General features: G+C 40.4%; 21 protein-coding genes. 6 read left to right on the forward strand and 15 right to left on the reverse strand.

Annotated features, from left to right (window positions below; translation table 11 throughout):
• Positions 1 to 73 precede the first annotated feature (73 nt).
• Complete coding sequence (gene narQ / locus ACT2CV_RS05335; protein WP_464973202.1) at positions 74 to 1,774, forward strand: nitrate/nitrite two-component system sensor histidine kinase NarQ; 1,701 nt, start codon at positions 74 to 76, stop codon at positions 1,772 to 1,774.
• A 67-nt stretch (positions 1,775 to 1,841) separates the two neighbouring features.
• Here the strand turns inward: narQ and ACT2CV_RS05340 are convergent, their stop codons facing one another.
• From ACT2CV_RS05340 to hybO, 8 genes are all read right to left on the reverse strand, one after another.
• Entirely contained in the window at positions 1,842 to 2,873 is a 1,032-nt protein-coding gene (locus ACT2CV_RS05340) for an ABC transporter substrate-binding protein (protein WP_464973201.1), read from the reverse strand.
• A gap of 244 nt (positions 2,874 to 3,117) precedes the next feature.
• Positions 3,118 to 3,393, reverse strand: a complete 276-nt coding sequence (hybG, locus tag ACT2CV_RS05345; protein WP_464973200.1) for a hydrogenase maturation factor HybG — start codon at positions 3,391 to 3,393, stop codon at positions 3,118 to 3,120.
• 30 nt (positions 3,394 to 3,423) lie between these two features.
• The gene (hybE, locus tag ACT2CV_RS05350; RefSeq protein WP_464973199.1) at positions 3,424 to 3,933 is read right to left on the reverse strand and encodes a hydrogenase-2 assembly chaperone; all 510 of its coding nucleotides are present in this window, start codon (positions 3,931 to 3,933) and stop codon (positions 3,424 to 3,426) included.
• A gap of 8 nt (positions 3,934 to 3,941) precedes the next feature.
• Positions 3,942 to 4,421 (reverse strand): HyaD/HybD family hydrogenase maturation endopeptidase, encoded by a 480-nt coding sequence (locus ACT2CV_RS05355; protein WP_464973198.1) that lies wholly within the window; start codon positions 4,419 to 4,421, stop codon positions 3,942 to 3,944.
• The gene (hybC, locus tag ACT2CV_RS05360) at positions 4,421 to 6,130 is read right to left on the reverse strand and encodes a hydrogenase 2 large subunit (RefSeq protein WP_464973197.1); all 1,710 of its coding nucleotides are present in this window, start codon (positions 6,128 to 6,130) and stop codon (positions 4,421 to 4,423) included. Before hybC ends, ACT2CV_RS05355 begins: the two co-directional genes overlap by 1 nt.
• A 20-nt stretch (positions 6,131 to 6,150) precedes the next feature.
• Entirely contained in the window at positions 6,151 to 7,374 is a 1,224-nt protein-coding gene (hybB, locus tag ACT2CV_RS05365) for a Ni/Fe-hydrogenase cytochrome b subunit (protein WP_464973196.1), read from the reverse strand.
• Positions 7,367 to 8,407, reverse strand: a complete 1,041-nt coding sequence (hybA, locus tag ACT2CV_RS05370; protein WP_464973965.1) for a hydrogenase 2 operon protein HybA — start codon at positions 8,405 to 8,407, stop codon at positions 7,367 to 7,369. Before hybA ends, hybB begins: the two co-directional genes overlap by 8 nt.
• A gap of 16 nt (positions 8,408 to 8,423) precedes the next feature.
• Positions 8,424 to 9,575 carry a hydrogenase 2 small subunit gene (gene hybO / locus ACT2CV_RS05375; protein WP_464973964.1) on the reverse strand — a complete coding sequence of 384 codons (1,152 nt, stop codon included), beginning with the start codon at positions 9,573 to 9,575 and terminating at the stop codon, positions 8,424 to 8,426.
• 197 nt (positions 9,576 to 9,772) lie between these two features.
• On the opposite strand from hybO, the gene trmA reads away from it, so the two are divergent.
• The 3 genes from trmA (at position 9,773) to mutS (ending at position 14,318) form a co-directional block, all read left to right on the forward strand.
• The gene (gene trmA, locus ACT2CV_RS05380) at positions 9,773 to 10,870 is read left to right on the forward strand and encodes a tRNA (uridine(54)-C5)-methyltransferase TrmA (protein ID WP_464973195.1); all 1,098 of its coding nucleotides are present in this window, start codon (positions 9,773 to 9,775) and stop codon (positions 10,868 to 10,870) included.
• On the forward strand, positions 10,867 to 11,628 hold the full coding sequence (locus ACT2CV_RS05385) for a class I SAM-dependent methyltransferase (RefSeq protein WP_464973194.1): 762 nt from the start codon (positions 10,867 to 10,869) through the stop codon (positions 11,626 to 11,628). The genes trmA and ACT2CV_RS05385 overlap by 4 nt, the downstream gene beginning before the upstream one ends.
• Positions 11,629 to 11,732: 104 nt before the next feature.
• Positions 11,733 to 14,318: a DNA mismatch repair protein MutS gene (gene mutS, locus ACT2CV_RS05390; protein ID WP_464973193.1), complete on the forward strand. Its 2,586-nt coding sequence runs from the start codon at positions 11,733 to 11,735 to the stop codon at positions 14,316 to 14,318.
• Between the two features lie 32 nt (positions 14,319 to 14,350).
• Here the strand turns inward: mutS and ACT2CV_RS05395 are convergent, their stop codons facing one another.
• From ACT2CV_RS05395 to ACT2CV_RS05425, 7 genes are all read right to left on the reverse strand, one after another.
• Positions 14,351 to 16,195 (reverse strand): ABC transporter ATP-binding protein, encoded by a 1,845-nt coding sequence (locus ACT2CV_RS05395; protein ID WP_464973192.1) that lies wholly within the window; start codon positions 16,193 to 16,195, stop codon positions 14,351 to 14,353.
• Positions 16,196 to 16,364: 169 nt separating this feature from the next.
• Positions 16,365 to 18,197 carry a glutamine--fructose-6-phosphate transaminase (isomerizing) gene (gene glmS / locus ACT2CV_RS05400; RefSeq protein ID WP_464973191.1) on the reverse strand — a complete coding sequence of 611 codons (1,833 nt, stop codon included), beginning with the start codon at positions 18,195 to 18,197 and terminating at the stop codon, positions 16,365 to 16,367.
• A 44-nt stretch (positions 18,198 to 18,241) separates the two neighbouring features.
• Positions 18,242 to 19,018, reverse strand: a complete 777-nt coding sequence (locus tag ACT2CV_RS05405; protein WP_464973190.1) for a DeoR/GlpR family DNA-binding transcription regulator — start codon at positions 19,016 to 19,018, stop codon at positions 18,242 to 18,244.
• A 133-nt stretch (positions 19,019 to 19,151) separates the two neighbouring features.
• Positions 19,152 to 19,427 carry an HU family DNA-binding protein gene (locus ACT2CV_RS05410; RefSeq protein ID WP_464973189.1) on the reverse strand — a complete coding sequence of 92 codons (276 nt, stop codon included), beginning with the start codon at positions 19,425 to 19,427 and terminating at the stop codon, positions 19,152 to 19,154.
• 160 nt (positions 19,428 to 19,587) lie between these two features.
• A complete protein-coding gene (locus tag ACT2CV_RS05415) occupies positions 19,588 to 20,178 on the reverse strand; it encodes a YjaG family protein (protein ID WP_464973188.1) in 591 nt (196 codons plus the stop codon).
• A gap of 14 nt (positions 20,179 to 20,192) precedes the next feature.
• Positions 20,193 to 21,257: a uroporphyrinogen decarboxylase gene (gene hemE, locus ACT2CV_RS05420; protein WP_464973187.1), complete on the reverse strand. Its 1,065-nt coding sequence runs from the start codon at positions 21,255 to 21,257 to the stop codon at positions 20,193 to 20,195.
• 94 nt (positions 21,258 to 21,351) lie between these two features.
• Positions 21,352 to 22,113 (reverse strand): glycosyltransferase family 2 protein, encoded by a 762-nt coding sequence (locus ACT2CV_RS05425; RefSeq protein WP_464973186.1) that lies wholly within the window; start codon positions 22,111 to 22,113, stop codon positions 21,352 to 21,354.
• A 119-nt stretch (positions 22,114 to 22,232) separates the two neighbouring features.
• On the opposite strand from ACT2CV_RS05425, the gene ppa reads away from it, so the two are divergent.
• Entirely contained in the window at positions 22,233 to 22,760 is a 528-nt protein-coding gene (ppa, locus tag ACT2CV_RS05430; protein ID WP_464973185.1) for an inorganic diphosphatase, read from the forward strand.
• 61 nt (positions 22,761 to 22,821) lie between these two features.
• Positions 22,822 to 23,583 carry a M48 family metallopeptidase gene (locus tag ACT2CV_RS05435; RefSeq protein ID WP_464973184.1) on the forward strand — a complete coding sequence of 254 codons (762 nt, stop codon included), beginning with the start codon at positions 22,822 to 22,824 and terminating at the stop codon, positions 23,581 to 23,583.
• Positions 23,584 to 23,604 lie beyond the last annotated feature (21 nt).

Consider the following 23,604-nt stretch of genomic DNA (forward strand, 5'->3'; position numbering starts at 1 on the left):
AAAAAATCACCGCACTTTATGGGTAACCTGTTACAATAAGTTTCAAGTGAATCAGTAAAAGGCGATATTTTCTGTGAGTACAACCTCTGTTTCTAAGCGTATAGCTCATTATTTGTTTGCGGTAATTATTTTCGCTGGAATTATTACTACTTTGGCTTTGGGCGTGATGATAAGTAACCGTTTCGATGCGGAAGTCATTAATATTTCAGGTTCTTTGCGTATGCAAAGTTACCGCTTAGCTTATGAGCTTGAATATATGCCTGACCAAGCGAAAAAGCATTTAATTGATTATCGCAAAAGCTTACACGCCACTTCTTTGCGTCAAATTGACGAACAATTTTTAGCTCCAATCTCGTTAAAAGCCAGTTATCGCGATTTAATTAAGTCATGGAGCAAAATGGAATATTATGCGTTAAAAGGGAATATTCTGGCGTATCGCAATGAGCTTGAAAGCTACGTTGCACAAGTGGATAAATTTGTATTTAACTTACAACAATTTGCAGAAAAAAAATTAATTATCACCACCTTAATTATCTTGTTTTCAATGTTGCTAATTGTGGGAATGGTGGCCTATGTCATTCGTTTTACCCACAAAAAAGTAGTAACGCCGTTACGCAAACTGACCAAGGCCAGTGTGCAAATTCAAATGCGCCAATTCCAACATATTCCACTTGATGTGGACCGCAATGATGAACTGGGTAATTTAGCGAAATCTTTTACTCAAATGTCAACGGAATTGCGTAAACTCTATTCCAATTTAGAAGAGAAAATTGATGAAAAAACACAAAAGTTAACGCAAACGAACCGCACTTTATCCATGTTATACCATTGTTCTCAAATGTTAACCGCCAAAGATATTGAACGAGAACATTTGCTATTTGTGTTACAAAATGTGAAAGCGACGGAGCATTTAATTGCCTTAGAACTCAATGTGTTAGGTGCAGAACATTGGCATATTTTATTAGGAGAAGAAGATTCACAGTTAAATTGGCAGAGGTTAACGCTGGCTGTAGAAGAAAATCCGTTGGGCGAATTACGTTGGCAGGCGGGATTGCCTTGCCCAGATCCTCGTACCATGGAAAATATTGCTCAGCTTTTAGGACGCACATTGTATTTTAATCAAACACAACGTCAGCAACAGCAATTATTATTAATGGAAGAACGTTCTATTATTGCGCGTGAACTGCATGATTCTTTAGCGCAAGTGCTGTCCTTTTTACAAATTCAATTAACTTTATTGAAGCATAACTTAAAAAAAGAAACAGATGAGGCAAAAGCGAAGAGCCTCAGTATTATTACGGATTTTGAGCAAGCGCTGAGCGATGGTTATACGCAATTGCGAGAGTTGTTGGCAACCTTCCGTTTAACCATTCAAGAAGCGAATTTGAAATTGGCGTTAGAACAGGTTGCAGAAAGTTTACGTAATCAAACGGAAGCACAAATATCTGTCAGTTGTACATTGCCTTCGCACGCCTTTAATGCACAACAGTTGGTGCATGCGTTGCAAATTGTGCGTGAGGCGACATTAAATGCGATCAAGCATGCTCAAGCTTCACATATTGATATTATTGCGCATATTAATGCGGACGGAGAACAAGAATTGGTTGTGCAAGATGATGGGGTAGGTATTCCAAGCCTTGATGAACCTGAAGGGCATTATGGTTTACGTATTATGAGTGAACGTAGTCAGCAATTAAATGCCAAGTTATCCATTACTAACCGTAAAACAGGCGGGACAGAAGTCAAAATTCTCCTGCAGAATTTATTGGCGTAGCCATGCCCTGATGATTTTCATGAAAAAGGCTATCTGGTTATAGACAGCCTTACATGAATTAAGCGGTTTATTTCTCTAATTTAATTTCATCTAACCAACGAGAAATAATACGTTTAGATTCTTCACTTGAACCAAATTTCTCAAAATCAAAATCGATTAATTTTAATTCCGATGGTTTTACCGCATTTGCTGGCACTTCGGCATATCTGTTGGTTGGCATTTGGTATGATACGCGTCTAATCCAGTCTAGCTCTTGTCCTTCTTTGCTTAAAGCCCAGTCCATAAATAATTTTGCATTATCTAGGTTTCTTGCGCCTTTGATAATACTTACACCACCAAGGGTGTAGCTATCGCCGTCACACACAGAAATAGATTGCAATGGCCCGCCATTTTGTTTTTCAAGCTCAAAGGTGGAAAGGAAACCAACACTAACACTACTATCGCCACGTGATAAATTGCTAGTGACTAAGCCGCTTTTTACATAATGTGAAATGTTGTGATCCAGCTTTTCCAAGAAATCAAAGGCTTTTTCTTCGCCCCATAATTGAATTAGCGTAGCGATGAAAGAATAACCCGTTCCAGAGCTTCGAGGGTCAGGAATTTGTACTTCACCTTTTAAGCGAGGATCAAGTAAATCACGCCAACATTTTGGTGTTTCAATGCCTAATTGTTTAAGTTTTTCCGTATTGACACCTAAACCTAAGACTAGCATATAGCCAAAAGAAGTGTAGTCGCCATATTTTTGGATTAGCCCTTCAAACTGCGGTAAGATTTCAGCTTGTTTTGGCGAGCGATAGCGCTCTAATAAGCCTAAGTCACGCGCTTGTAAATGGGGATCAATAGTACCGCCATACCACACATCAGCTTGTGGATTATCTTTCTCTGCTTTGATTTTGCCCAGTGTGGCACCAGTACTGCTGCGAACGAATTTAGTCTCTACGTCATACTTTTCAGAAAAACGTTTGACAACTTCTTCGCAAGCATCATTTTGCAAGGTGCAGTAAAGGGTTAAGCTACCTTCAGCATGCGCAAAAGAAGAGAAAAGAAAGGGGGAGGCCAGATAAAGTGCTTTCGATAAATAAGATTTTTTTGTTTGCATATTTGACTATTCCATTAGTAGTAAAAAATAAAATTACTTTGAGGGCATAGTCATTGATGAATTGGTTGATGCCAAATGTATTTTTACCTTTAAACAAAGGTTGGCTATGCCCTATTTATGAAGAATGCATGGAAACTCGTTAGAATTTCTCATGCATAGTGATCACAAAATTGAGCAATATAGTTTGAGCGCAAGGTCATTACATAATGAAATAGAATTCCCTATTTATATATAAATGATAGCCTTATTTTTGATTTAAGCCCAAGAAGTCACCCACTTCATGTTCAAGTTGGCTCATGGCAATCAGTGCTTCTTGTGTTTGCTTGGCTTCATGTTCATCAATAATGCTCATAGCAAATCCTACATGAACTAGCACCCATTTACCAACTAAATTTTGCGGATTTCCTTCACACACTAATGAAATATTGACTTCACGCTGCACGCCACACACATCTACAGTCGCTAATTCAAATTCATTTTCGCCAATACGAACAATCTGACCTGGAATACCTAAACACATAATAACCTCTTTACTGTTATATTTTTTGCGTCATTTTAACATGGCGCCAAACAGATTTCGACGATTGAGATCAAAGGATGATTGTTTAATGGGTAATGAAAGGATCATTGTTAAACAATCTTTGGCTAATTGTATGGCTTTTTCTGCTGAAAGTTGAGCATCTAAAGGCGAGAGTAATGAACAACTAAGATATTGTGGAATACGAGGTTCAATACCACTGGCAGTAAAGGTTAAAGTTTTGTAGGGTAACTGCACATTGATTTTTTCGCCAATTTCACGTTTTTGCCACTGTTGTTGAGGACCGGGCAAAATAACAACACTCAACATCCAAGGGGTTAATGCTACCCCAATCCATTGATTTTCAAAACAAACAAAGGGTGGACAATAGCAAGGAATCTGTGCGCGATAAAATGGTAGATCACGCATTTGTTCACTAGCTTTCTCCATTTCAGCTTGCAATAAGGCACTGGGATCGCTGTCAAACCCCATGATATCTTCATCAAGTGCGGTGGAATTTTCGATAGTTTTGTGTCGATACATAAAACGTCCTATGTTAATCCTATTGTTGGCAAACCCAATGCTTGTAATTGTTCTGCTAAAGTCGCGTAAATTTGTGGGAACGCTTGTTGCACAACCTCAGTCAAGCCAATATGTGGTTCTAAAGAATGAGGTTGAATCCCAATCAGACAAAGATGCTGTGGGTACTCATCCGTCAGTTTTAGCGCTGAAAGCACATCACAAATACCCAGCTGATGTGGCGATATTTTTTGTGAGAAAAAGGTTGGTACTTGTTCGTTATGTAGCACGACAATTTCGCCCGCTTTTTTGCCTGCCAGTACAGCGTCAATAATAATAAGGTATTCTCGATTGGCAAGGGCATCAAGTAATTCCATACCACAGGTGCCACCATCAATGATGTCAAAGTGCGGTGCAAACTTAGTGAGTTTTTCCAATGCTTGCACCACATAAACTCCCACACCTTCATCTGTGAGTAGAGTGTTACCCACGCCTAAAATCAGCGGTTTCATTACAACACCTTAACCTGCGTGACCTCACCGTTTTCCGTATTGACTATATGTACTGCACAAGACATGCAAGGGTCAAAGGAATGGATTGTGCGCACAACTTCTAATGGTTTGCTTGGATCTGCCACAGGGGTGCCAATAATCGATAGTTCGTATGGCCCAAGCTCATCATTTTGGTTGCGAGGTCCAGAGTTCCAAGTCGAAGGCACTACAGCTTGATAGTTCTCAATTTTCCCGTTTTTGATAACGATCCAATGTGAAAGCATGCCGCGCGGCACTTCGCCAAAACCAACACCTTTAAATTCGCCAGTTTCAGGAATATCGGCTTTTAGATAAGCGACGGTATCGCCATTGCCAATATTATCAATCAGTAATTGCCATTGTTCAGCTAAAATATCATTTAATACTGCACAGTGGACGGTACGACCAATAATTCGACCTAGGGTAGAATGTAATTGATCTAAGCTCAGTGTTTTACCAGTTACGGTTTCAAATAATTGTTTGATTTGCTCAAAATGTTTTGTTGTAAGCGGATTTTTCGCGGCTAAGTTGGTCATTAAATAGGCCAAAGGACCTACTTCAACCACTTTGTCATAGAAAGATGGCGCTTTTACCCAAGAATATTTGCCATCTTCTTGCCAACCCGTATATTTCGGACGTGTTAGTCCTGCCCAAGGTTCAAGGGCAGCATCATCTTCATACCAAGCGTGTTTTCCACTTTCTTTAATTCCTTTTACAACAAATTCATCTTTTTGTTGGCTAATTAAGCGGAATGTGCTCATATCACCATTTTCGATATAGCCACCTTGTAATGCAAATTTGCTGTTGTCTGCATCAAGCGGATATTCCGGTACGGAAAGGTAATTTTTCGACGTTTTACCTAAACTTAACCATTCTGGATAGTAAGCCGCAATAATGGCGGTATCCACTTTATACACTTGGTTTACAAAATCATTTAATTTATCAATGCAACTTTTTACGAACATCAGGCGTTCTAAGTTTAATACTGCTTGAGAATCCAAATTAATTGGGTTGGCTACACCACCGATGGCAAGGTTCTGAATGTGCGGTGATTTTCCGCCTAATAATGCGACGACGCGGTTTGCATCACGTTGACATTCTAATGCTTGTAAATAATGTGCCACAGCAATGAGGTTGACTTCAGGAGGTAATTTCATTGCTGGGTGGCCGAAATAACCGTTAGCAAAAATACCTAATTGCCCACTTTCTGCTAACTTCTTAATTTTATTTTGTACATTACGGAATTCATTGGCACTATTTAATGACCAAGTAGAAACGCCTTTTAGCATATCGCTGGCTTTTTCAGGATCTGCTTGTAGTGCTGAGGTAATATCCACCCAGTCCATTGCAGATAATTGATAGAAATGGACAATATGGTCATGCATACTGTGGGCAGATAAAATCATATTGCGAATATATTGTGCGTTTACTGGCACTTTAGCACCAATGGCATCTTCCACTGCACGCACACTCATAATGGCATGTACAGTGGTACATACACCACAAATACGCTGCATAATCATCCAAGCATCACGCGGATCTGCGCCTTTGACGATATTTTCCATCCCACGCCACATGGTGCCGCTTGACCATGCATTTGTTACGACGCCATTTTCAATTTCACAATCAATACGTAAATGCCCTTCAATACGCGTGATAGGATCAATAGTAATACGTTTTTTATCTGTCATAATCTTCTCCAATGTTGCCGCTATTGAGTAATAATTTGTTCGCTATGAGCGGCTTTATTCGCAATAATTTGATGTGATTTCTCGGTATTCGCTTCTTTTAATACAGGTAAAACAGGGAATAAGCGAATAATTAAAATATAGGCACAAACCTCAATGGATACGAAGCCAATTGAAATTAATAATTCCTCGGCGGAAGGGAAATATTGGTAACCATTGCCCGGATTGTACATAATCAAAGAATAATTCATGCGCCATAGGGCTGCACCTAATAACATGCTGAGTGCTGAAATAAATAACCAGCGGCTATCAGAACGTTTTTCCCCAAGGAATAAAGTGAGCAATGGCAAGGTCATTAACCAGATTTCAGCCCAAAACATCCAAGCTTCAAAAGTATGTAATTTATCCCAACCCACCACATAATGAAGCTTATCGTTGTAAATAAGTTCGCCAAAGCGACAGGCTAAAAAGATGAAAATTAGCACCGCGGTTGTTTGCGCCAGTTTTGTAAAGAGATGGCGCTCATCTGGTGTTTTACCTGCTAGTCCTGCTTTCACTAATGAACCTTCAAAAATCACGATAGAAAAGCCCATAATAAAGGCGGTAAGCAGGGATAAAATCGGCAACATTTCATAGCCTTGCCAAACAGGATGAACTTTATGGCCCGCAACTATCATTAATGAACCCATTGATGATTGGTGCATCATTGGGAGTAGCGCCCCTAAAGCAATGACAAAGAACATGATTTTGTTAAGCTTTTCAAATAATTTTTTGAAACCGAAATAGCCTAACCATACAGGTGCAAACTCCAAAGTGACTACAAAAATATAAATAGTCATACAAACTGCGGTCTCAAATAACACAGAATTTGTATTGAACTGACCTGGTAGGAAGAAGTAAGGCAAATGCCAGTAACGCCCCATATCAATAGTGATTGACAGTCCACCTAAAGAGTAACCGAATAGACTAGCTAGCAAAGCAGGACGCACAAGCGGGTGATATTTTCCATGATTAAACACGTAAACCGTCCATGCCAATGCCCAACCACCACAAGCAAATCCCGTACCAACCAAGAGGTCAAAGGCAATCCAAATACCCCAAGGGTAGCCGCCATTTAGCGCTGTTACGGAACCAATCCCTAAAAATAGACGTTTTGCAATTAATAGCAGGCAAATAATAGCAAGGGGTGCGAAAAATAAAATTGGGGCGGAAATGAGCTTGCCACCAATAGGACGAATTTTACCCATGATGTTTTTCCTCCTCTTTATCCATTGCTTCTTGCATTTCTTTACGAGCAATCTTCATTTCAGCTAATTTTGCTTTAATTTTATCGCCATGCATATTGCGGAAAGTCATAACGGACAGCCCAGCTAATGCGACAAGTGGTAATGCCATACCGCGATATAAGAAATGTTGTAAATGTGCGGCTCTTGAACCTGTTGAATGTTCATCAAGCGCGGGTAAGCCTAAATTTTCGGTAGGTACACCACTAATCACTAACACTTGCGTACCGCCCGCTTCTTCCTCACCATAAACATGGTTATAGTAACGAGGTACAGTTGCTCGATAATGGTCTTTACTATCAATGCTTTGTCGCGGGTAATTGTATTCGGTACCATACAACAAATTGAGACGTTTTCTGGCTTCTTTGAGCAATTCATCTCGTGGACCAAAAATAATGGCGCCTGTTGGGCAAACATGACAACAACCCGGTAGTTCGCCTTTATCAATGCGTTCTAGGCCTTTTTGATTGCATAATTCACATTTGGTAATTTCGCCAAATGGATTGTCATATTCATATTTTGGTACATCAAACGGGCAAGCCACCATGCAATAGCGACAACCCGTACAAATATCGGGATCGTAATTGACAATACCTGTTTTCGGATGTTTGGTTAACGCTTGCACCGGACAAACGGTGACACAGTTTGGATCAACACAGTGCATACATTGTTTTTTCACATAAGCATAGCCGTTGTTGACCTGATCTTTTCGCGTGCCTTCGCCATCTGACCAAACTTGAATAACATTGCGCGTATATGGCGATAACTTATCGTTATTAGACCAAGTTTGTTCGCCTTTAGGATTAATTGTGGTTTTGTTGATTTGCTGACATTCCGTCACACAAGCCTGACAACCGACGCAAAGTGTTGAATCATACAACATACCTAATGCATCGGGACTAACTTCCGCTTTATCGCTCGCTTGAGCAGCGCGGATTGGTACAGTGGATAATGCGCCACTTAATAAGCTTGCTTTTATAAAATTACGTCTATCCATCATTCTTTCCTATGCGTTATGAGTGCATATTTGCATCGTTGGATTTCGTTTTTTCACTAATATTTTTTTGCGCTTTACGTTGCACTGTTAATTCTTTTAGTGTCACAACGCTTACGCCAGCTAAGATTGCTGCAGCTCCACCAAGTAAAGCGATTGCGGTAGGTGAAGCATTGTCGCCTTCTGTATTGGCAACATCAGGTTTATTCACTCTTGGTGTTGGATTTTCAACGGAAGCCAATTGAAAGATACCTTTGGTAAAACCAATGCCTTTGTCATTACAACCGTAGCAAGGATGACCAATGCCCACAGGCCAGTTATTACCGCCCACATCACAAAATTCGAGGGTTGAGCAATTACCATAGGTTTCAGGTCCTTTACATCCAAGATGATATAAACACCAACCTAAACGATGTCCTTCATCGCCAAATTCTTTCGCAAAACGACCTGCGTCAAAGTGCGGTCTGCGGTAGCAGTTTTCGTGAATTAAGCGATCATAAGCAAATAATGGACGATTTAATTTATCCATTGCAGGTAATTTTTTGTAAGTAATAATGTAGGCGACGGTTGCTAAGAAATTATGTGGATTTGGCGGGCAACCTGGGATATTGATCACTTGTTTACCCGGTAAAACATCCTGTAAACTCACCGCACCTGTTGGATTTCCACCACTAGAAGGCACGCCTCCCCAAGCAGAACAGGAACCGATAGCAATAATTGCCGCAGCATCTTCTGCAGCCTCTTTAATGTGTTCCACAATAGGTTTGCCAGCGACCATACAATAAACACCGCCATCTTTAATTGGAATGGAACCGTCCACAACGAGCACATATTTGCCTTTGTATTTGTGCATCGCGTTATGTTTATTTTCTTCTGCTTGATCGCCGAAAGCAGCAGAAAGCGCTTCATGATATTCTAAGGAAATTAAATCTAAAATGAGGTTTTCTACTGTGGGATGGGTTGCCCGCAATAGTGATTCTGTACAACCTGTACATTCTTGTGCGCCAATCCAAATAACAGGCGGACGTTGTGGATTTGTTAAGGCTTCCGTCATTTCTGCGCCCGCTTTTGAGCTTAGCCCCATTGTTGCTGCAATCGCAGTACAGGCTTTCATAAAATCTCGACGGGAAACATCATTGAATACGGAAAGTAAGCCGTCATCTCGTTGCATAATATACACTCCAATTTCACGCATTATCTGTATGGTTATTGCGTATAATAGCAATTTACCCACATAAAAAATGTGACTTTGATCAAAAATTAACAAAAATTTTACAAATTAACTCTTTATGAGTAGATCGAGAAAAATACCTTAACGACTGCTTTTTATGATAGAATTTGCGCCAATTTTTACAGGGATAAATTGACATGCAAGCCTTACCGATAGAACAATATTCAGCGCTTCTCGACAAAAAACGCGAAAAATTAACCGCACTTTTAGTGCCTTTTTCCGCGCCTGAACTCAATGTGTATGATTCGCCAACTTCGCATTTCCGTATGCGTGCGGAATTTCGTGTTTGGCACGATCAGGGCGATCTTTACCATATTATGTTCGATCAAGAGAGCAAAAAACGCTATCGTGTGGATAGCTTTCCCATTGCGAGTCAACTGATTAATCGCATGATGCAATGCTTGATTCCTTTGTTGAAAGAGCAAGACATTCTATGTCGTAAATTGTTCCAAATTGATTATTTAAGCACCTTAAGCGATCAAATTGTGGTGAGTTTGCTTTACCACAAAACGCTAACAGAAGAGTGGCAACAAGCGGCGCAAGCATTAAAAGTGCGGTTAGAAAATTTAGGTTTTCAAGTGCAATTAATTGGACGCGCCACTAAACAGAAAATTTGTTTGGATCGGGATTATGTGGACGAAATCCTCTCTGTAAATGGTCAACAATATATTTACCGCCAAATTGAAAACAGTTTTACCCAGCCTAATGCGATGGTGAACAGTAAAATGTTGCAATGGGCAATTGAATGTACAAAAAATAGTCAGGGTGATTTATTAGAACTGTATTGTGGTAACGGCAATTTTTCTATCGCCTTAGCACAAAATTTCCGCAAAGTGCTGGCGACGGAAATTGCAAAACCCTCTGTGCAAGCGGCACAATTTAATATTGAAGTGAATAAAATCGATAATTTGCAAATTATTCGGATGTCAGTGGAAGAATTCACACAAGCAATGAATGGCGTTCGTGCTTTTAATCGTCTAAAAGGCATTGATTTAGCGGATTATCAATGTAACACGATTTTTGTTGATCCACCGCGCGCAGGTTTGGATGCGGAAACCATCAAATTAGTACAACAGTATCAACGCATTTTATACATTTCGTGCAATCCTTATACGCTCTGTGAGAATTTGCAAACCCTTTGTCAAACTCACCGCATTGAACGTGCGGCGTTGTTCGACCAATTCCCTTATACCGAACATATGGAAGCAGGTGTTTGGTTGGTACGAAAATCATGAATATTCAATTGCTTTGCGAAACAGAAAATAGCGAAAAATTCACCGCACTTTGTCAGCAACAAGGGGTAATTCATGATCCCAATAGCATAATAGCCTTGGTGCAAGCGAGAATGGATGAGGATTATCGCCTTGAATTACGTAAATTGGATGAACCTAAATTGGGTGCGGTATTTGTTGATTTTATCGGCGGAACTATGGCACATCGCCGTAAATTTGGTGGTGGACGAGGCGAAGCTATCGCCAAAGCTGTTGGGGTTAAAGGCAATGAATTGCCAACAGTGATTGATGCCACAGCGGGATTAGGGCGCGATGCTTTTGTGTTGGCTGCCATTGGTTGCCAAGTAAAATTAGTCGAACGCCACCCCGTTGTTCGCTTATTGTTGCAAGATGGTTTAAGACGAGCCTATGCGGATGCAGAAATTGGTGCCATGTTACAACAAAATTTGCAATTATTGACCGCAACACATATCGAACAATTAAATCCAACCCAAGATTTTGCTGACGTGGTTTATCTCGATCCCATGTACCCACACAAGCAAAAATCGGCATTAGTCAAAAAAGAAATGCGCGTGTTTCAACATTTGGTAGGTGCTGATTTAGACGCAGATAGCTTGCTTGCCCCTGCGTTACAACTAGCTAAAAAACGCGTAGTGGTGAAGCGCCCCGATTACGCCGAATTTCTTGCTCAAAAGCCACCGCACTTTAGCCGAGAAACCAAAAATCATCGTTTTGACATTTATTCGACTTGCGCAGGGTAAAAAGATTGCTATTCACTGAGATTTAAACTGAAAGTGCGGTAAAAAATACCGCACTTTTTTGTTATAATCCGCTCCATATTTGTTATTCAATAGAGCCGTTTTTTATGCAAAATTTCGAAAATCATACGCCGATGATGCGACAATATTTGACTTTAAAAGCAGAGAATCCAGATATTCTACTGTTTTATCGCATGGGCGATTTTTATGAGCTGTTTTATGATGATGCAAAGAAAGCGGCAGCGTTGTTGGATATTTCGTTGACGAAGCGCGGTGCTTCTGCGGGCGAGCCAATTCCCATGGCGGGTGTGCCTTATCATGCGGTAGAAGGCTACTTGGCGAAATTAGTTCAGTTGGGCGAAAGCGTGGCGATTTGTGAGCAAATTGGTGATCCTGCTTTGGCAAAAGGTCAACCTGTTGAGCGTAAAATTGTGCGCATTGTGACACCGGGCACAGTGAGCGACGAAAGTTTATTGTCGGAACGCGTGGATAATTTGATTGTTGCTCTTTATCAAGAAAAAGCGCGTTTTGGCTTGGCAATTTTGGATATGACCTCGGGACGTTTTCAAATTAGCGAGTTGGATAGCAAAGAAAACGTTAAAACGGAATTACAGCGTTTATCGCCAGTAGAATTGTTGTATTGCGAAGATTTTGCGGAAATGCAACTGATTGAAAATGCAAAAGGTTTACGTCGTCGTCCTATTTGGGAATTTGAATTAGGCACTGCTGTGCAATTATTAAATCGTCAATTTGGCACGCAAAGTTTAGCGGCTTTTGGCGTTGAAAAAGCAATTTTAGGGCTTTGTGCCGCAGGTTGTTTGTTGCAATATGCGAAAGAAACGCAGCGTACCGCATTGCCTCATATTCAAAGCATAAGTTTAGTCAAAGATAACGAGCATATTCAGTTAGATTCCGCCACTAGACGCAATTTGGAATTGACCACAAACCTTGCGGGTGGCACAGAAAATACCTTGGCTTCGGTGTTAGATAAATGCGTCACGCCAATGGGAAGTCGTTTATTAAAACGTTGGTTACATCAACCCATTCGCCAAATTGATAAGTTGCAGCAACGTCATAGTTACATTGAAGAAATCCTCAATTTAGATTTAGTGAACGAATTGCAAACTTGCCTAAGACAAGTGGGCGATATGGAACGTATTTTGGCGCGAGTAGCGTTGCGTACGGCACGACCACGAGATCTGACACGTTTAAGAACAGCCTTAGAGCAACTGCCTGAAATTAACCAATTACTCAAAACTTCGCCGAAATTCACCGCACTTTCGCGATCAATTCATGAATTTCCGCAATTATTAGATCTATTGCAACGTGCCATTATTGAATCACCGCCTTTGCTCATTCGTGATGGTGGTGTAATTGCGCAAGGCTATCATGCAGAATTGGATGAATGGCGCAGTTTGGCTGAGGGTGCAACGCAATATTTGGAAGAACTTGAACGTCGTGAACGTGAAACCACAGGCATTGATACGTTGAAAGTGGGCTTTAACGCGGTGCATGGTTATTACATTCAGATTAGCCAAGGACAAGCACACAAAGCACCAATGCATTATGTGCGCCGACAAACCTTGAAAAATGCGGAACGTTACATTATTCCTGAGCTGAAAACCTATGAAGACAAGGTGCTGAAAGCCAAAGGAGCGAGTTTAGCATTAGAAAAACAGCTTTATGACGAAATTTTTGAGCAAATTCTACCGCACTTAGCACAACTTCAATTAACCAGCTTAACCTTAGCAGGTCTTGATGTGATGACCAATTTAGCTGAACGAGCTGATAGTTTGCATTATGTGCGTCCACAATTTAGCGATAAGATTGGCATTCAAATTGAAAATGGTCGCCATCCCGTTGTGGAGCAAGTGTTGAAAGAGCCTTTTATTGCTAACCCATTAACCTTAAATCAACAGCAACATTTGTTGATTATTACGGGGCCAAATATGGGCGGTAAAAGCACCTATATGCGCCAAACCGCGTTGATAACCTTAATGGCTTATATGGGCAGTTTTGTGCCTGCGGATAGTGCGGTGATTGGTCCTATTGATCGTATTTTTACTCGTATCGGTGCGAGCGATGATTTGGCTTCGGGACGCTCAACCTTTATGGTGGAAATGACGGAAATGGCAAATATTCTTCATCAAGCCAGTGCGCAAAGTCTGGTGCTAATTGACGAAATTGGGCGTGGCACTTCCACTTACGATGGTTTATCTTTAGCTTGGGCTTGTGCGGAATGGTTAGCGAAAAAAATAAAATCTCTCACTTTGTTTGCTACCCATTATTTTGAATTAACAGTATTGCCAGAACAAATCGATGGCATTGCTAATGTGCATTTAGATGCCTTAGAGCATAACGGTAGTATTGCTTTTATGCATTCTGTTCAAGCGGGCGCTGCCAGTAAAAGTTATGGACTTGCGGTTGCGGCTTTGGCGGGCGTGCCACAAAATGTGATTAAGTTAGCAAAACAAAAACTCGCACAGTTGGAGAAACTATCAACGCAAAGTGCGGTGAAAAAACAACAAGATTTTACACCGCACTTACAAGGTGAATTAGCTTTAATGGATGAAAGTGCATATCCGCAACAAGTGCTGCAAATGCTAGACGAATTGGATCCTGATGAACTCAGTCCAAAACAAGCATTGGCTTATTTATATCAACTCAAGAGTTGTTATCAGGAAAATAAATAAACTCTGAGTATAAGGACGTTTGAAGGCGTCCTTTATTCATTGACTTCCATTAAAAAACCGCCACTCTGATGTTGCCACAGTTTTGCGTATAAACCATTTTGGGCGAGTAATTCATTGTGTGTGCCTTGTTCGACAATTTTGCCTTCATCAATCACAATTAATCGATCCATTGCAGCAATGGTGGATAGACGGTGGGCAATGGCGATAACGGTTTTGTTTTCCATCATTTTATCGAGGCTTTGTTGAATTGCCGCTTCCACTTCGCTATCCAATGCGCTAGTGGCTTCATCTAATAATAAAATTGGTGCATCTTTGAGCATAACACGCGCAATAGCGATACGTTGGCGTTGACCACCTGAGAGTTTGACACCTCGTTCGCCTACATAAGCATCATAGCCTGTGCGTCCACGAGCATCACTAAGTAGAGGAATAAAATCCGCAGCTTCAGCCCGTTGAGCTGCATTTAGCATATCTTGTTCACTAGCGTTTGGGCGACCATAAATAATGTTTTCGCGTACAGAACGATGTAATAATGAGGTATCCTGTGTCACTAATCCAATTTGGCTGCGTAAACTTTCTTGTTGCACATCCACAATATTTTGTCCGTCAATGGTAATGCTACCTGATTGTGCTTCATAAAAACGCAATAAAAGATTAACGATAGTGGATTTACCAGCACCAGAACGACCAATTAAACCTACTTTTTCGCCTGCTTTAATGTGAAGATTAAAATCTGTTAATACGGTTTTTTCTTTGGCATAAGCAAAGCCAACATTATTAAAACAGATTTCACCTTTCGTGACTTGTAAGGCTGAGGCGTTGTTTTTATCTACGATGGTATGTGGCTTAGACAGCGTGTGCATGCCGTCATTTACGGTGCCGATATTTTCAAATAAGCGGGCGGATTCCCACATAATCCAATGCGATAATCCATTAATGCGTAATGCCATGGCAACTGAAGTGGCAATGGCTCCCACACCAACCACGCCTTGTTGCCATAAAATCATACCTAAAACAGCAGAGCCTAAGGTTAGCAAAATATTATTGGCGTAGGTTAGCGTGTCTAATAAAGTCGCCAAGCGCATTTGATCATGTACGGTAAGCATAAATTCTTGCATGGAATGTTTGGCATAAGCCGCTTCTCTTGCACCATGAGAGAATAATTTAACCGTAGCAATATTGGCATAAGCGTCAGTGACGCGTCCTGTCATTAAGGAGCGGGCATCAGCTTGGCGTTCAGCACTTTTGGCTAATTTAGGAATGATGTAATACAAAATAATGCTAAAGGCAATTGCCCATAGAATAAAAGGCAATAGCAGCCAACTATCAAAGGCAATGAGCACCACGCCTGAGGTAATAAAGTACACGCTAACATACACCACCATATTAGCAACAGTCAGCACAGTATCTCTTACCGCAAGGGCGGTTTGCATCACTTTTGCCGATACGCGCCCCGCGAACTCATCTTGATAAAAACTAAGGCTTTGTCCTAGCATCAGGCGGTGAAAATTCCAGCGTAATCGCATAGGAAAAACACCTTGTAAGCTTTGTAAGCGAACTAGTGACGTGAGGAAAGTTAAGCCAATGCTTAAAATCAGCACCACAAACATGGTGATGAGTGGCAAACCTTTTTCTGCCCATAGCGTTGTAGGTGAATACTGACCTAACCAATCAACAATTTTGCCCATAAATTGAAACATAAGGGCTTCGACAATTCCGGTACAAAGAGTGAGAAAGGCGAATAATGCAATCCAAGCTTTTGTGCCTTCTAAGTTTGACCAAATAAATTGTAGCAATCCAGCTTTGGGCGTTTGAGGTGGTGCATCTGGATAGGCATTAATGCGATTTTCAAACCACGTAAAAATTTTATTTAACATACTGAGATAAAAGAAAAGGCGACATGGGTCGTTGTAGAAATAGACTTATTATAACTGAATTGTGTCAGTTTATATAGCCGAGCGATGCGAGCAAAACTTCGTAAAAATTAACCGCACTTTAATTGGAATAGGATAAAAAGAAAGGGCGCAGTGGTGCGCCCTGAGAGAATTATTCAACCGTTACCGCTTTAGCGAGGTTGCGTGGTTGATCCACGTCTGTTCCTTTGATTAAAGCAATATGATAAGAAAGCAATTGTAATGGTACCGTATAGAAGATTGGTGCTGTCACTTCGTCTACTTTTGGTAACACAATGGTTTTAAAGCCTGAACTCTCTTCAAAGCCAGCTTCATGATCCGCCAATACATATAATTGACCGCCACGCGCGCGTACTTCTTCAATATTAGATTTTACTTTTTCTAATAAGTCATTTTCTGGTGCCACAACAACAACTGGCATTTCGCTATCAATTAACGCCAGAGGACCATGTTTTAGTTCACCAGCTGCATAGGCTTCCGCATGAATATAGGAAATTTCTTTTAATTTCAATGCAGATTCCATTGCAATTGGATAATATTCACCACGACCTAAGAATAGGGTATGGTGTTTATCAGCAAAGTCTTCAGACAGTTTTTCAATTTGTTTATCTAAAACTAAAGCGCTTTCAATTTGTGCTGGTAAACGTTGCAGCGCTTGAACAATATGATGTTCTTGTTGTTCATTCACTTTGCCATTTAAACGGCCCAATGCCGCAGTCAATAATAATAAACAAGTCAACTGTGTTGTGAAGGCTTTGGTTGAAGCGACGCCAATTTCTACTCCGGCTTTTGTCATAAAGGCAAAGTCAGATTCTCGCACTAGCGAAGAACTTGCTACATTACAAATCGTCATTGCCGCCATATAACCAGATTCTTTCGCTAAGCGAAGTGCGGCTAACGTATCGGCTGTTTCACCTGATTGTGAAAGCGTAATTAACAAGCTATTTGGGCGAGTAACAAATTTACGATAGCGGAATTCGGAAGCGATTTCCACATCACAACTCACACCTGCAATGGCTTCAAACCAATAGCGAGCCACCATGCCTGCATTGTATGAAGTACCACAAGCAACAATTTGTACATGTTGGGTTTTGGATAAAATTTCCATTGCATTCGGTGCAATGGCTTCAATATGCACTTTACCATCTTTAATGCGACCGTCTAAGGTATTCATAATCGCAACCGGCTGTTCAAAAATCTCTTTTTGCATATAGTGGCGATATGGGCCTTTATCTGCTGCATCAGATTCAAAATTGCCTTCGTGGATTTCACGTTCTACTTGTTGACCTGAGCGATCGTAGATATTCACTTGAGTGCGCGTAATTTCCGCTACATCACCTTCTTCTAAATAAGCAAAACGGCGCGTTACACTTAATAAGGCAAGTGGATCTGAAGCTAAAAAGTTTTCGCCGATACCATAACCGATAACCAATGGCGAACCTGAACGTGCAACAATTAAATGTTCCGGCTCTTCTTCATTTAATACAACTGTACCATAGGCTCCACGTAATTGTTTGACAGCTTTTTGTACTGCTTCTAATAAGGAATTAGAACTGCGTAGTTCCCATTCCACTAAATGAGCGATAACTTCTGTATCTGTTTGTGATTGGAACACATAACCACGTTGTTGTAATTCGGCTTTTAATACTTCATAGTTTTCAATAATACCATTGTGTACCACAGCGATTTTGCCTGAACGATGCGGATGAGCATTGGTTTCTGAAGGCTCGCCATGAGTTGCCCAGCGGGTATGCGCAATACCGGTTCCACCTGGAAGAAAATTCTCTTCTAATGCATCATCTAATGCTTTGACTTTGCCTACGCGGCGTAAAACCGCCATTTTTTTATCTTGACCAAGCAAAGCAACGCCCGCAGAGTCATAACCACGATATTCTAAACGATGTAAACCGTCTACTAAGATTGGTGCTACATCACGTTGTGCTACTGCACCGACAATTCCACACATAAGTTTTCCTTTTTTAAATTAAGGGCAATGCCCATTTATTAAATTTATTTAGCAATAATCACTTTCACATGATGTTGTTCAATGATTGCTTTATCCTGTACTGACAATAAATCGTCTGTAATTAGTACGTCAATTTGTTCCCAGCCCAACTCTAAATTCGGGATTTTTCGACCAATTTTTTGGCTTTCAATCATAACGATAACTTCTCGTGCCACTTCCGCCATCACTTGACTTAAACCCACTAATTCATTGAAGGTTGTTGTTCCTCGTTCCAAGTCCAAGCCATCTGCACCGATAAATAACTGATCAAAATCGTAAGAGCGTAACACTTGTTCTGCCACTTTTCCTTGGAAGGATTCTGAACGCGTATCCCAAGTGCCACCAGTCATTAATAATGTAGGCTCATTTTCCAAAGCGTGTAATTCAGTTGCTACCGACATAGAATTGGTCATGACCACCAATCCCTGTTTACCTTCTAGTTGTTTAATGAGCGATTTGGTTGTGCTACCACTATCCACAATAATGCGGTGATGATCTTTAATGCATTGCGCCGCTGCTTTTGCAATGGCAATCTTTCGTTTCGAAACTTCAGCATCTTGTTCATCCTCAATAAAATCTTTCGGCATAAGAATGGCTCCGCCGTAACGACGCAGTAGAAACCCATTATTTTCTAGGGCGGTCAGATCTTTACGAATAGTGACTTCTGATGTTTCAAAAAGCTGGACTAATTGTTCTACGCTCACTTCACCTTGCTGTTGTAATAACTGCATAATATGGTGGCGACGTTGTTGCGTGTTACGATGACTTAAGTTTCGTTTCATTAATAAAATATGCCAATTTTGTTTTGAAGCGAAATTATATAGAGAAAAATGATAATGTAAATAGCAATGAAAGAAATTTTAGCAATAAAAAACCCTACCATGAGGTAGGGTTGGATATTAGATGAGAAATAAATTAACCATTTACTTCGTCTTTTAATGCTTTACCTGCAACGAACGCTGGTACTTTTGATGCTGGGATTTTGATTTCCGCACCAGTTTGTGGGTTACGACCTGTACGTGCTTTACGCTCGCTCACTTTGAATGTACCAAAGCCGATTAATTGCACAGGTTCGCCAGATTTTAAGCTAGAGGTAATTGCACCTAAAGTTGCTTCTAATGCTGCTTTTGCATCTTTTTTGGTTAAATTTGCAGCAGTTGCAATAGCATCAATTAAATCCGTTTTGTTCATATGAAATACCTTAAATTTTGTTCTATATAACGTTATTGGAGGGGTAAAGCAAAATTTGTTTTACCTTGATAATTTATATCTGCTGAATCAGCCTCATTAGCTTAAGCGAAGTATGGCTAAAATCAAAGCATTATTTTGTAAATTTTGTTAAAGATCACAATTATTTTTGGATTTCTACACCAATATTTGAAATTCCATTGCTGCGAAGTTCATTTTTGAGATCCAAAATGAGATCTACATCACGTTCTTCTTGTTCTTTAAGAAGGCGATAAATTTGCCATTGCACATCCAATTCTTCTTCAATTTCTACCGCACTTTTTAGCTCGGACTCGGATAAACTTTTGTCTTGCTGTGTTTCCAACATAGTGGCAATAGTTTGTAATGAAAGTTGGCTGAGTTTAATCGCTTGTTCTAAAGTCGATCCTGCAATAACGCTATGCAATAATTCGGAAAGTGCTTCGCAAGCGTCCAATGCTGGAACTACGCCAAAAAAATCGTAATCATTGACATCAGGAATAATACTTTCTAGCTTTTCTAACTGATTCTCAAAATTAATTTTTGCGCCCTTGACAGTGAGATGCTCCCACACTAAGTTCAAAATATTTTGATAAACTTTAGCGAAGTCTTCTTGTTCAGTTACTTGGCAGAACAGATGATAATTGGGATACATCCGCTCACATAAGCACGCCATAAAAGTGAGATTTTGCCAAGTTTCAAAACGTTCAAGCCGTTTATGTATTGGATTACGCATTTTGTTCTCCAAATTTATTTGTGGTAAGGTTTTGACCATTCGTGAATGGCATCAACGAAGATTTTTGGATTTTCTACTGGCACATCTAAATGAATGCCATGACCTAGATTAAATACATGACCCGAACCCTGTCCAAAGTCAGCCAAAATAGACCGCACTTCTTGTTCAATGCGTTCAGCGCTGCCATATAAAACTGAAGGATCCATGTTGCCTTGTAAAGCGACTTTATGACCAATGCGCGCTTTCGCATCCGCAATATTCACAGTCCAATCTAAACCAACCGCATCACAACCAGTGTTTGCAATCTGTTCTAACCATAAGCCACCGCCTTTAGTAAACAGGGTGACTGGTACTTTTCTGCCTTCGTTTTCACGAATTAAGCCATCGACGATTTTGTGCATATATTGTAATGAGAAATCAATATAGTCACGATGTGCCAACACGCCGCCCCAAGTGTCGAAAATCATAACCGCTTGTGCACCGGCTTTGATTTGTGCGTTTAAATAAAGGATGACTGCGTCGGCAACTTTATCTAATAGTTGATATAAAAGTTGCGGATCGGCGTACATCATTTTCTTGATTTTCGTGAAGGCTTTGCTTGAACCACCTTCAACCATATAAGTGGCAAGTGTCCAAGGACTGCCAGAAAAACCAATGAGTGGCACTTCGCCTTTTAATTCTCTGCGAATGGTTCGCACAGCATTCATGACATATTGTAGTTCGCCTTCAGGATCAGGAATTGGAAGGTTTTTCACATCTAATACGTTTTCAATAGGTTTAGCAAATTTTGGCCCTTCGCCTGCACCAAAACTTAATCCTAATCCCATGGCATCAGGAATGGTTAAAATATCAGAAAAGAGAATTGCCGCATCAAGATCGTAACGACGTAGTGGTTGTAAGGTGACCTCACAAGCTAACTCTGCGTTACGACAAAGGGACATAAAATCGCCCGCTTGTGCGCGAGTTGCTTTGTATTCCGGCAAATAACGCCCAGCTTGACGCATCATCCATACTGGCGTGTAATCCACTGGTTCACGCAATAAAGCACGCAAATAACGATCGTTTTTTAACATTGTCATGAGCAAAGTTCCTTGTAAAATTTGAATGAAAATAACCGCACTTTGCGGAAAAGTGCGGTCATTATAAAGGGAATTTTTAAATTTGACGATCTTATTATTGCGTTTTTGTCCGTTGCCAAAGTTCTGCATATTTTACAAAAGTCGAATGTGCAGAAAGGACTGCCAATAAAAAGCCTTGTTTGCCGTCTAAAAAGCCTGCTTTAAATAAATACATTTTCACAAAGCAAGCTAACGCATGAGAAACACCATCGAATAAACTGGCTGTTTTGCCTTTGTTTTGACGTTGTTCCGCCCAAGCTTTTGCGTAATTAGCGGATTTGATTAAATAATGATGAACGCTTTTGTAAGTGAAATGTAATAAGTCGCCTTTGAGTTTCTCTACTTTAGCGTTGTCGGGATAATGCACCCGTTCATGCACTAATTCATCGCCATATTGAGCAAAATGGGTAGGATATAAACGCACCACATAATCGGGATACCAACCTGAATGGCGAATTTCACGTCCAAATACAGAACTTAAACGAGGGAGTCTAAATACGGTATCTGAGGCATTTTTTGCCACAGCGACTTGAATGGATTGACGTAAATCGTCAGTGACACGTTCATCTGCATCTAACCAAAGAACATAATCGCTGGTGACATATTGCTGTGCTAATTGACGTTGTTTGCCGAATCCCTGCCAATCTGTATTTTGGTAGAATTTCGCACCATAATCACGCGCAATTTGTTCAGTATTATCAGTGCTTCCGCTATCAAGGATAATAATTTCATCCACCCAATCTTTCACTGTATCTAAACACAAAGCAAGATCTTGGCTTTCATTTTTGACAATCATAGCGACACTGAGTGTTGGCATAGTTATATCCTTAAATCATGAAAAATTTTTAGTATTCTAACCGCACTTTCTAGCAAAACCAACTAAATCTCGTTATAATCCATGTGTTTATTAACTGTTCTTATAAGAAGGAAGCCAAAATGGGTTTAGAAAGCGTACCAGCAGGTAAAGAATTACCAGATGATATTTATGTTGTGATTGAAATTCCAGCGAATTCAGATCCAATTAAATATGAAGTAGATAAAGAAACCGGTACATTATTTGTTGACCGTTTCATGGCAACAGCAATGTTCTATCCAGCCAACTATGGTTATGTCAATAACACCTTATCATCAGATGGCGATCCTGTGGATGTATTGGTGCCAACACCATATCCATTACAACCAGGTTCAGTGATCCGTTGCCGTCCAGTTGGCGTATTAAAAATGACAGACGAAGCGGGTGGTGATGCAAAAGTTATCGCTGTACCACATACAAAATTAAGCAAAGAATATGATCACATTAAAGATGTGAACGATCTTCCAGCTTTATTAAAAGCACAAATCCAACACTTCTTCGAAAGCTATAAAGCATTAGAAGCAGGTAAATGGGTGAAAGTTGAAGGATGGGGCGATGTGAATGAAGCACGTCAAGAAATCCTCGAATCTTTCGAACGCGCTAAGAAATAATTAATTGATAATATACCGCTTTGCGCCAACAAAGCGGTATTTTTTTACTTAGGAAATCGTTATGTTAAGCGTAAATAAAAAATTTGTCGTTGTTGCTTTAGGCAGTGCTGTATTAACAGGTTGTGCCACAACAGCGGAAATTAACCGAGAGTCTGAAGGTCAATATGCGCAAGTATTGGCAGAAGCTAGAGCAAAAGGCGTATTAGATACTAGCTCTACCACATCAAAACGTATTCAAAATGTATTCCATCAAATGGTGCCTTATGCAAGGCAAGAAAACCAAACTGGTGTGAAATTTAACTGGCAAATTGCAGTTGTTAAAAGTAAAGAACTGAATGCTTGGGCAATGCCAGGCGGTAAAATGATGTTCTATACTGGATTAGTGGATAATTTAAAACTGAATGATGAAGAAATTGCTACTGTAATGGGGCATGAAATGGCGCATGCGTTAAAAGAGCATGGCAAGTCTTCTCGTAATGTGGGTGTTGCAACGACCATTTTTGGTACTGTTCTTGATATTGGTGCTTCTATTGCTTTAGGTGCTGATGCGAGCGGATTGGGTAGTGGCGCAGTGGATTTAATTGCTTCCAAACCTTATTCTCGTAGTAATGAAACAGAAGCGGATGAAGTAGGTTTAATGCTGATGGCTAAATCTGGATATAATCCACAAGCTGCCCCGGGATTATGGCAAAAAATGAAACAAGCGGGTGGTGGCGAAAGTGGATTAGCCAACTTGTTCTCAACGCACCCAAGTGATAATGCGCGTCAAGCAAACTTACAACGTTTATTACCAGAAGCGATGAAGTTGTATAAACCTCGTTAGTTATAAAAAAGTGCGGTGGAA

The sequence above is a fragment of the Reella acinonychis genome (genome assembly GCF_052384575.1).
GTDB lineage: Bacteria > Pseudomonadota > Gammaproteobacteria > Enterobacterales > Pasteurellaceae > JBQSUQ01.

Bases quoted from the DNA above. Each gene is read 5' to 3' on its own strand.
- ACT2CV_RS05355 (WP_464973198.1), bottom strand. From the start codon at position 4,421: ATGAAACCGCTGATTTTAGGCGTGGGTAACACTCTACTCACAGATGAA.
- mutS (WP_464973193.1), top strand. From the start codon at position 11,733: ATGCAAAATTTCGAAAATCATACGCCGATGATGCGACAATATTTGACT.
- hybA (WP_464973965.1), bottom strand. From the start codon at position 8,407: ATGGATAGACGTAATTTTATAAAAGCAAGCTTATTAAGTGGCGCATTA.
- hybO (WP_464973964.1), bottom strand. From the start codon at position 9,575: ATGCAACGAGATGACGGCTTACTTTCCGTATTCAATGATGTTTCCCGT.
- ppa (WP_464973185.1), top strand. From the start codon at position 22,233: ATGGGTTTAGAAAGCGTACCAGCAGGTAAAGAATTACCAGATGATATT.
- ACT2CV_RS05425 (WP_464973186.1), bottom strand. From the start codon at position 22,113: ATGCCAACACTCAGTGTCGCTATGATTGTCAAAAATGAAAGCCAAGAT.
- ACT2CV_RS05410 (WP_464973189.1), bottom strand. From the start codon at position 19,427: ATGAACAAAACGGATTTAATTGATGCTATTGCAACTGCTGCAAATTTA.
- hybE (WP_464973199.1), bottom strand. From the start codon at position 3,933: ATGTATCGACACAAAACTATCGAAAATTCCACCGCACTTGATGAAGAT.
- ACT2CV_RS05405 (WP_464973190.1), bottom strand. From the start codon at position 19,018: ATGAAACGAAACTTAAGTCATCGTAACACGCAACAACGTCGCCACCAT.
- glmS (WP_464973191.1), bottom strand. From the start codon at position 18,197: ATGTGTGGAATTGTCGGTGCAGTAGCACAACGTGATGTAGCACCAATC.
- trmA (WP_464973195.1), top strand. From the start codon at position 9,773: ATGCAAGCCTTACCGATAGAACAATATTCAGCGCTTCTCGACAAAAAA.
- ACT2CV_RS05340 (WP_464973201.1), bottom strand. From the start codon at position 2,873: ATGCAAACAAAAAAATCTTATTTATCGAAAGCACTTTATCTGGCCTCC.
- hybC (WP_464973197.1), bottom strand. From the start codon at position 6,130: ATGACAGATAAAAAACGTATTACTATTGATCCTATCACGCGTATTGAA.
- hybB (WP_464973196.1), bottom strand. From the start codon at position 7,374: ATGGGTAAAATTCGTCCTATTGGTGGCAAGCTCATTTCCGCCCCAATT.
- ACT2CV_RS05415 (WP_464973188.1), bottom strand. From the start codon at position 20,178: ATGCGTAATCCAATACATAAACGGCTTGAACGTTTTGAAACTTGGCAA.
- hemE (WP_464973187.1), bottom strand. From the start codon at position 21,257: ATGACAATGTTAAAAAACGATCGTTATTTGCGTGCTTTATTGCGTGAA.
- ACT2CV_RS05435 (WP_464973184.1), top strand. From the start codon at position 22,822: ATGTTAAGCGTAAATAAAAAATTTGTCGTTGTTGCTTTAGGCAGTGCT.
- hybG (WP_464973200.1), bottom strand. From the start codon at position 3,393: ATGTGTTTAGGTATTCCAGGTCAGATTGTTCGTATTGGCGAAAATGAA.
- ACT2CV_RS05385 (WP_464973194.1), top strand. From the start codon at position 10,867: ATGAATATTCAATTGCTTTGCGAAACAGAAAATAGCGAAAAATTCACC.
- ACT2CV_RS05395 (WP_464973192.1), bottom strand. From the start codon at position 16,195: ATGTTAAATAAAATTTTTACGTGGTTTGAAAATCGCATTAATGCCTAT.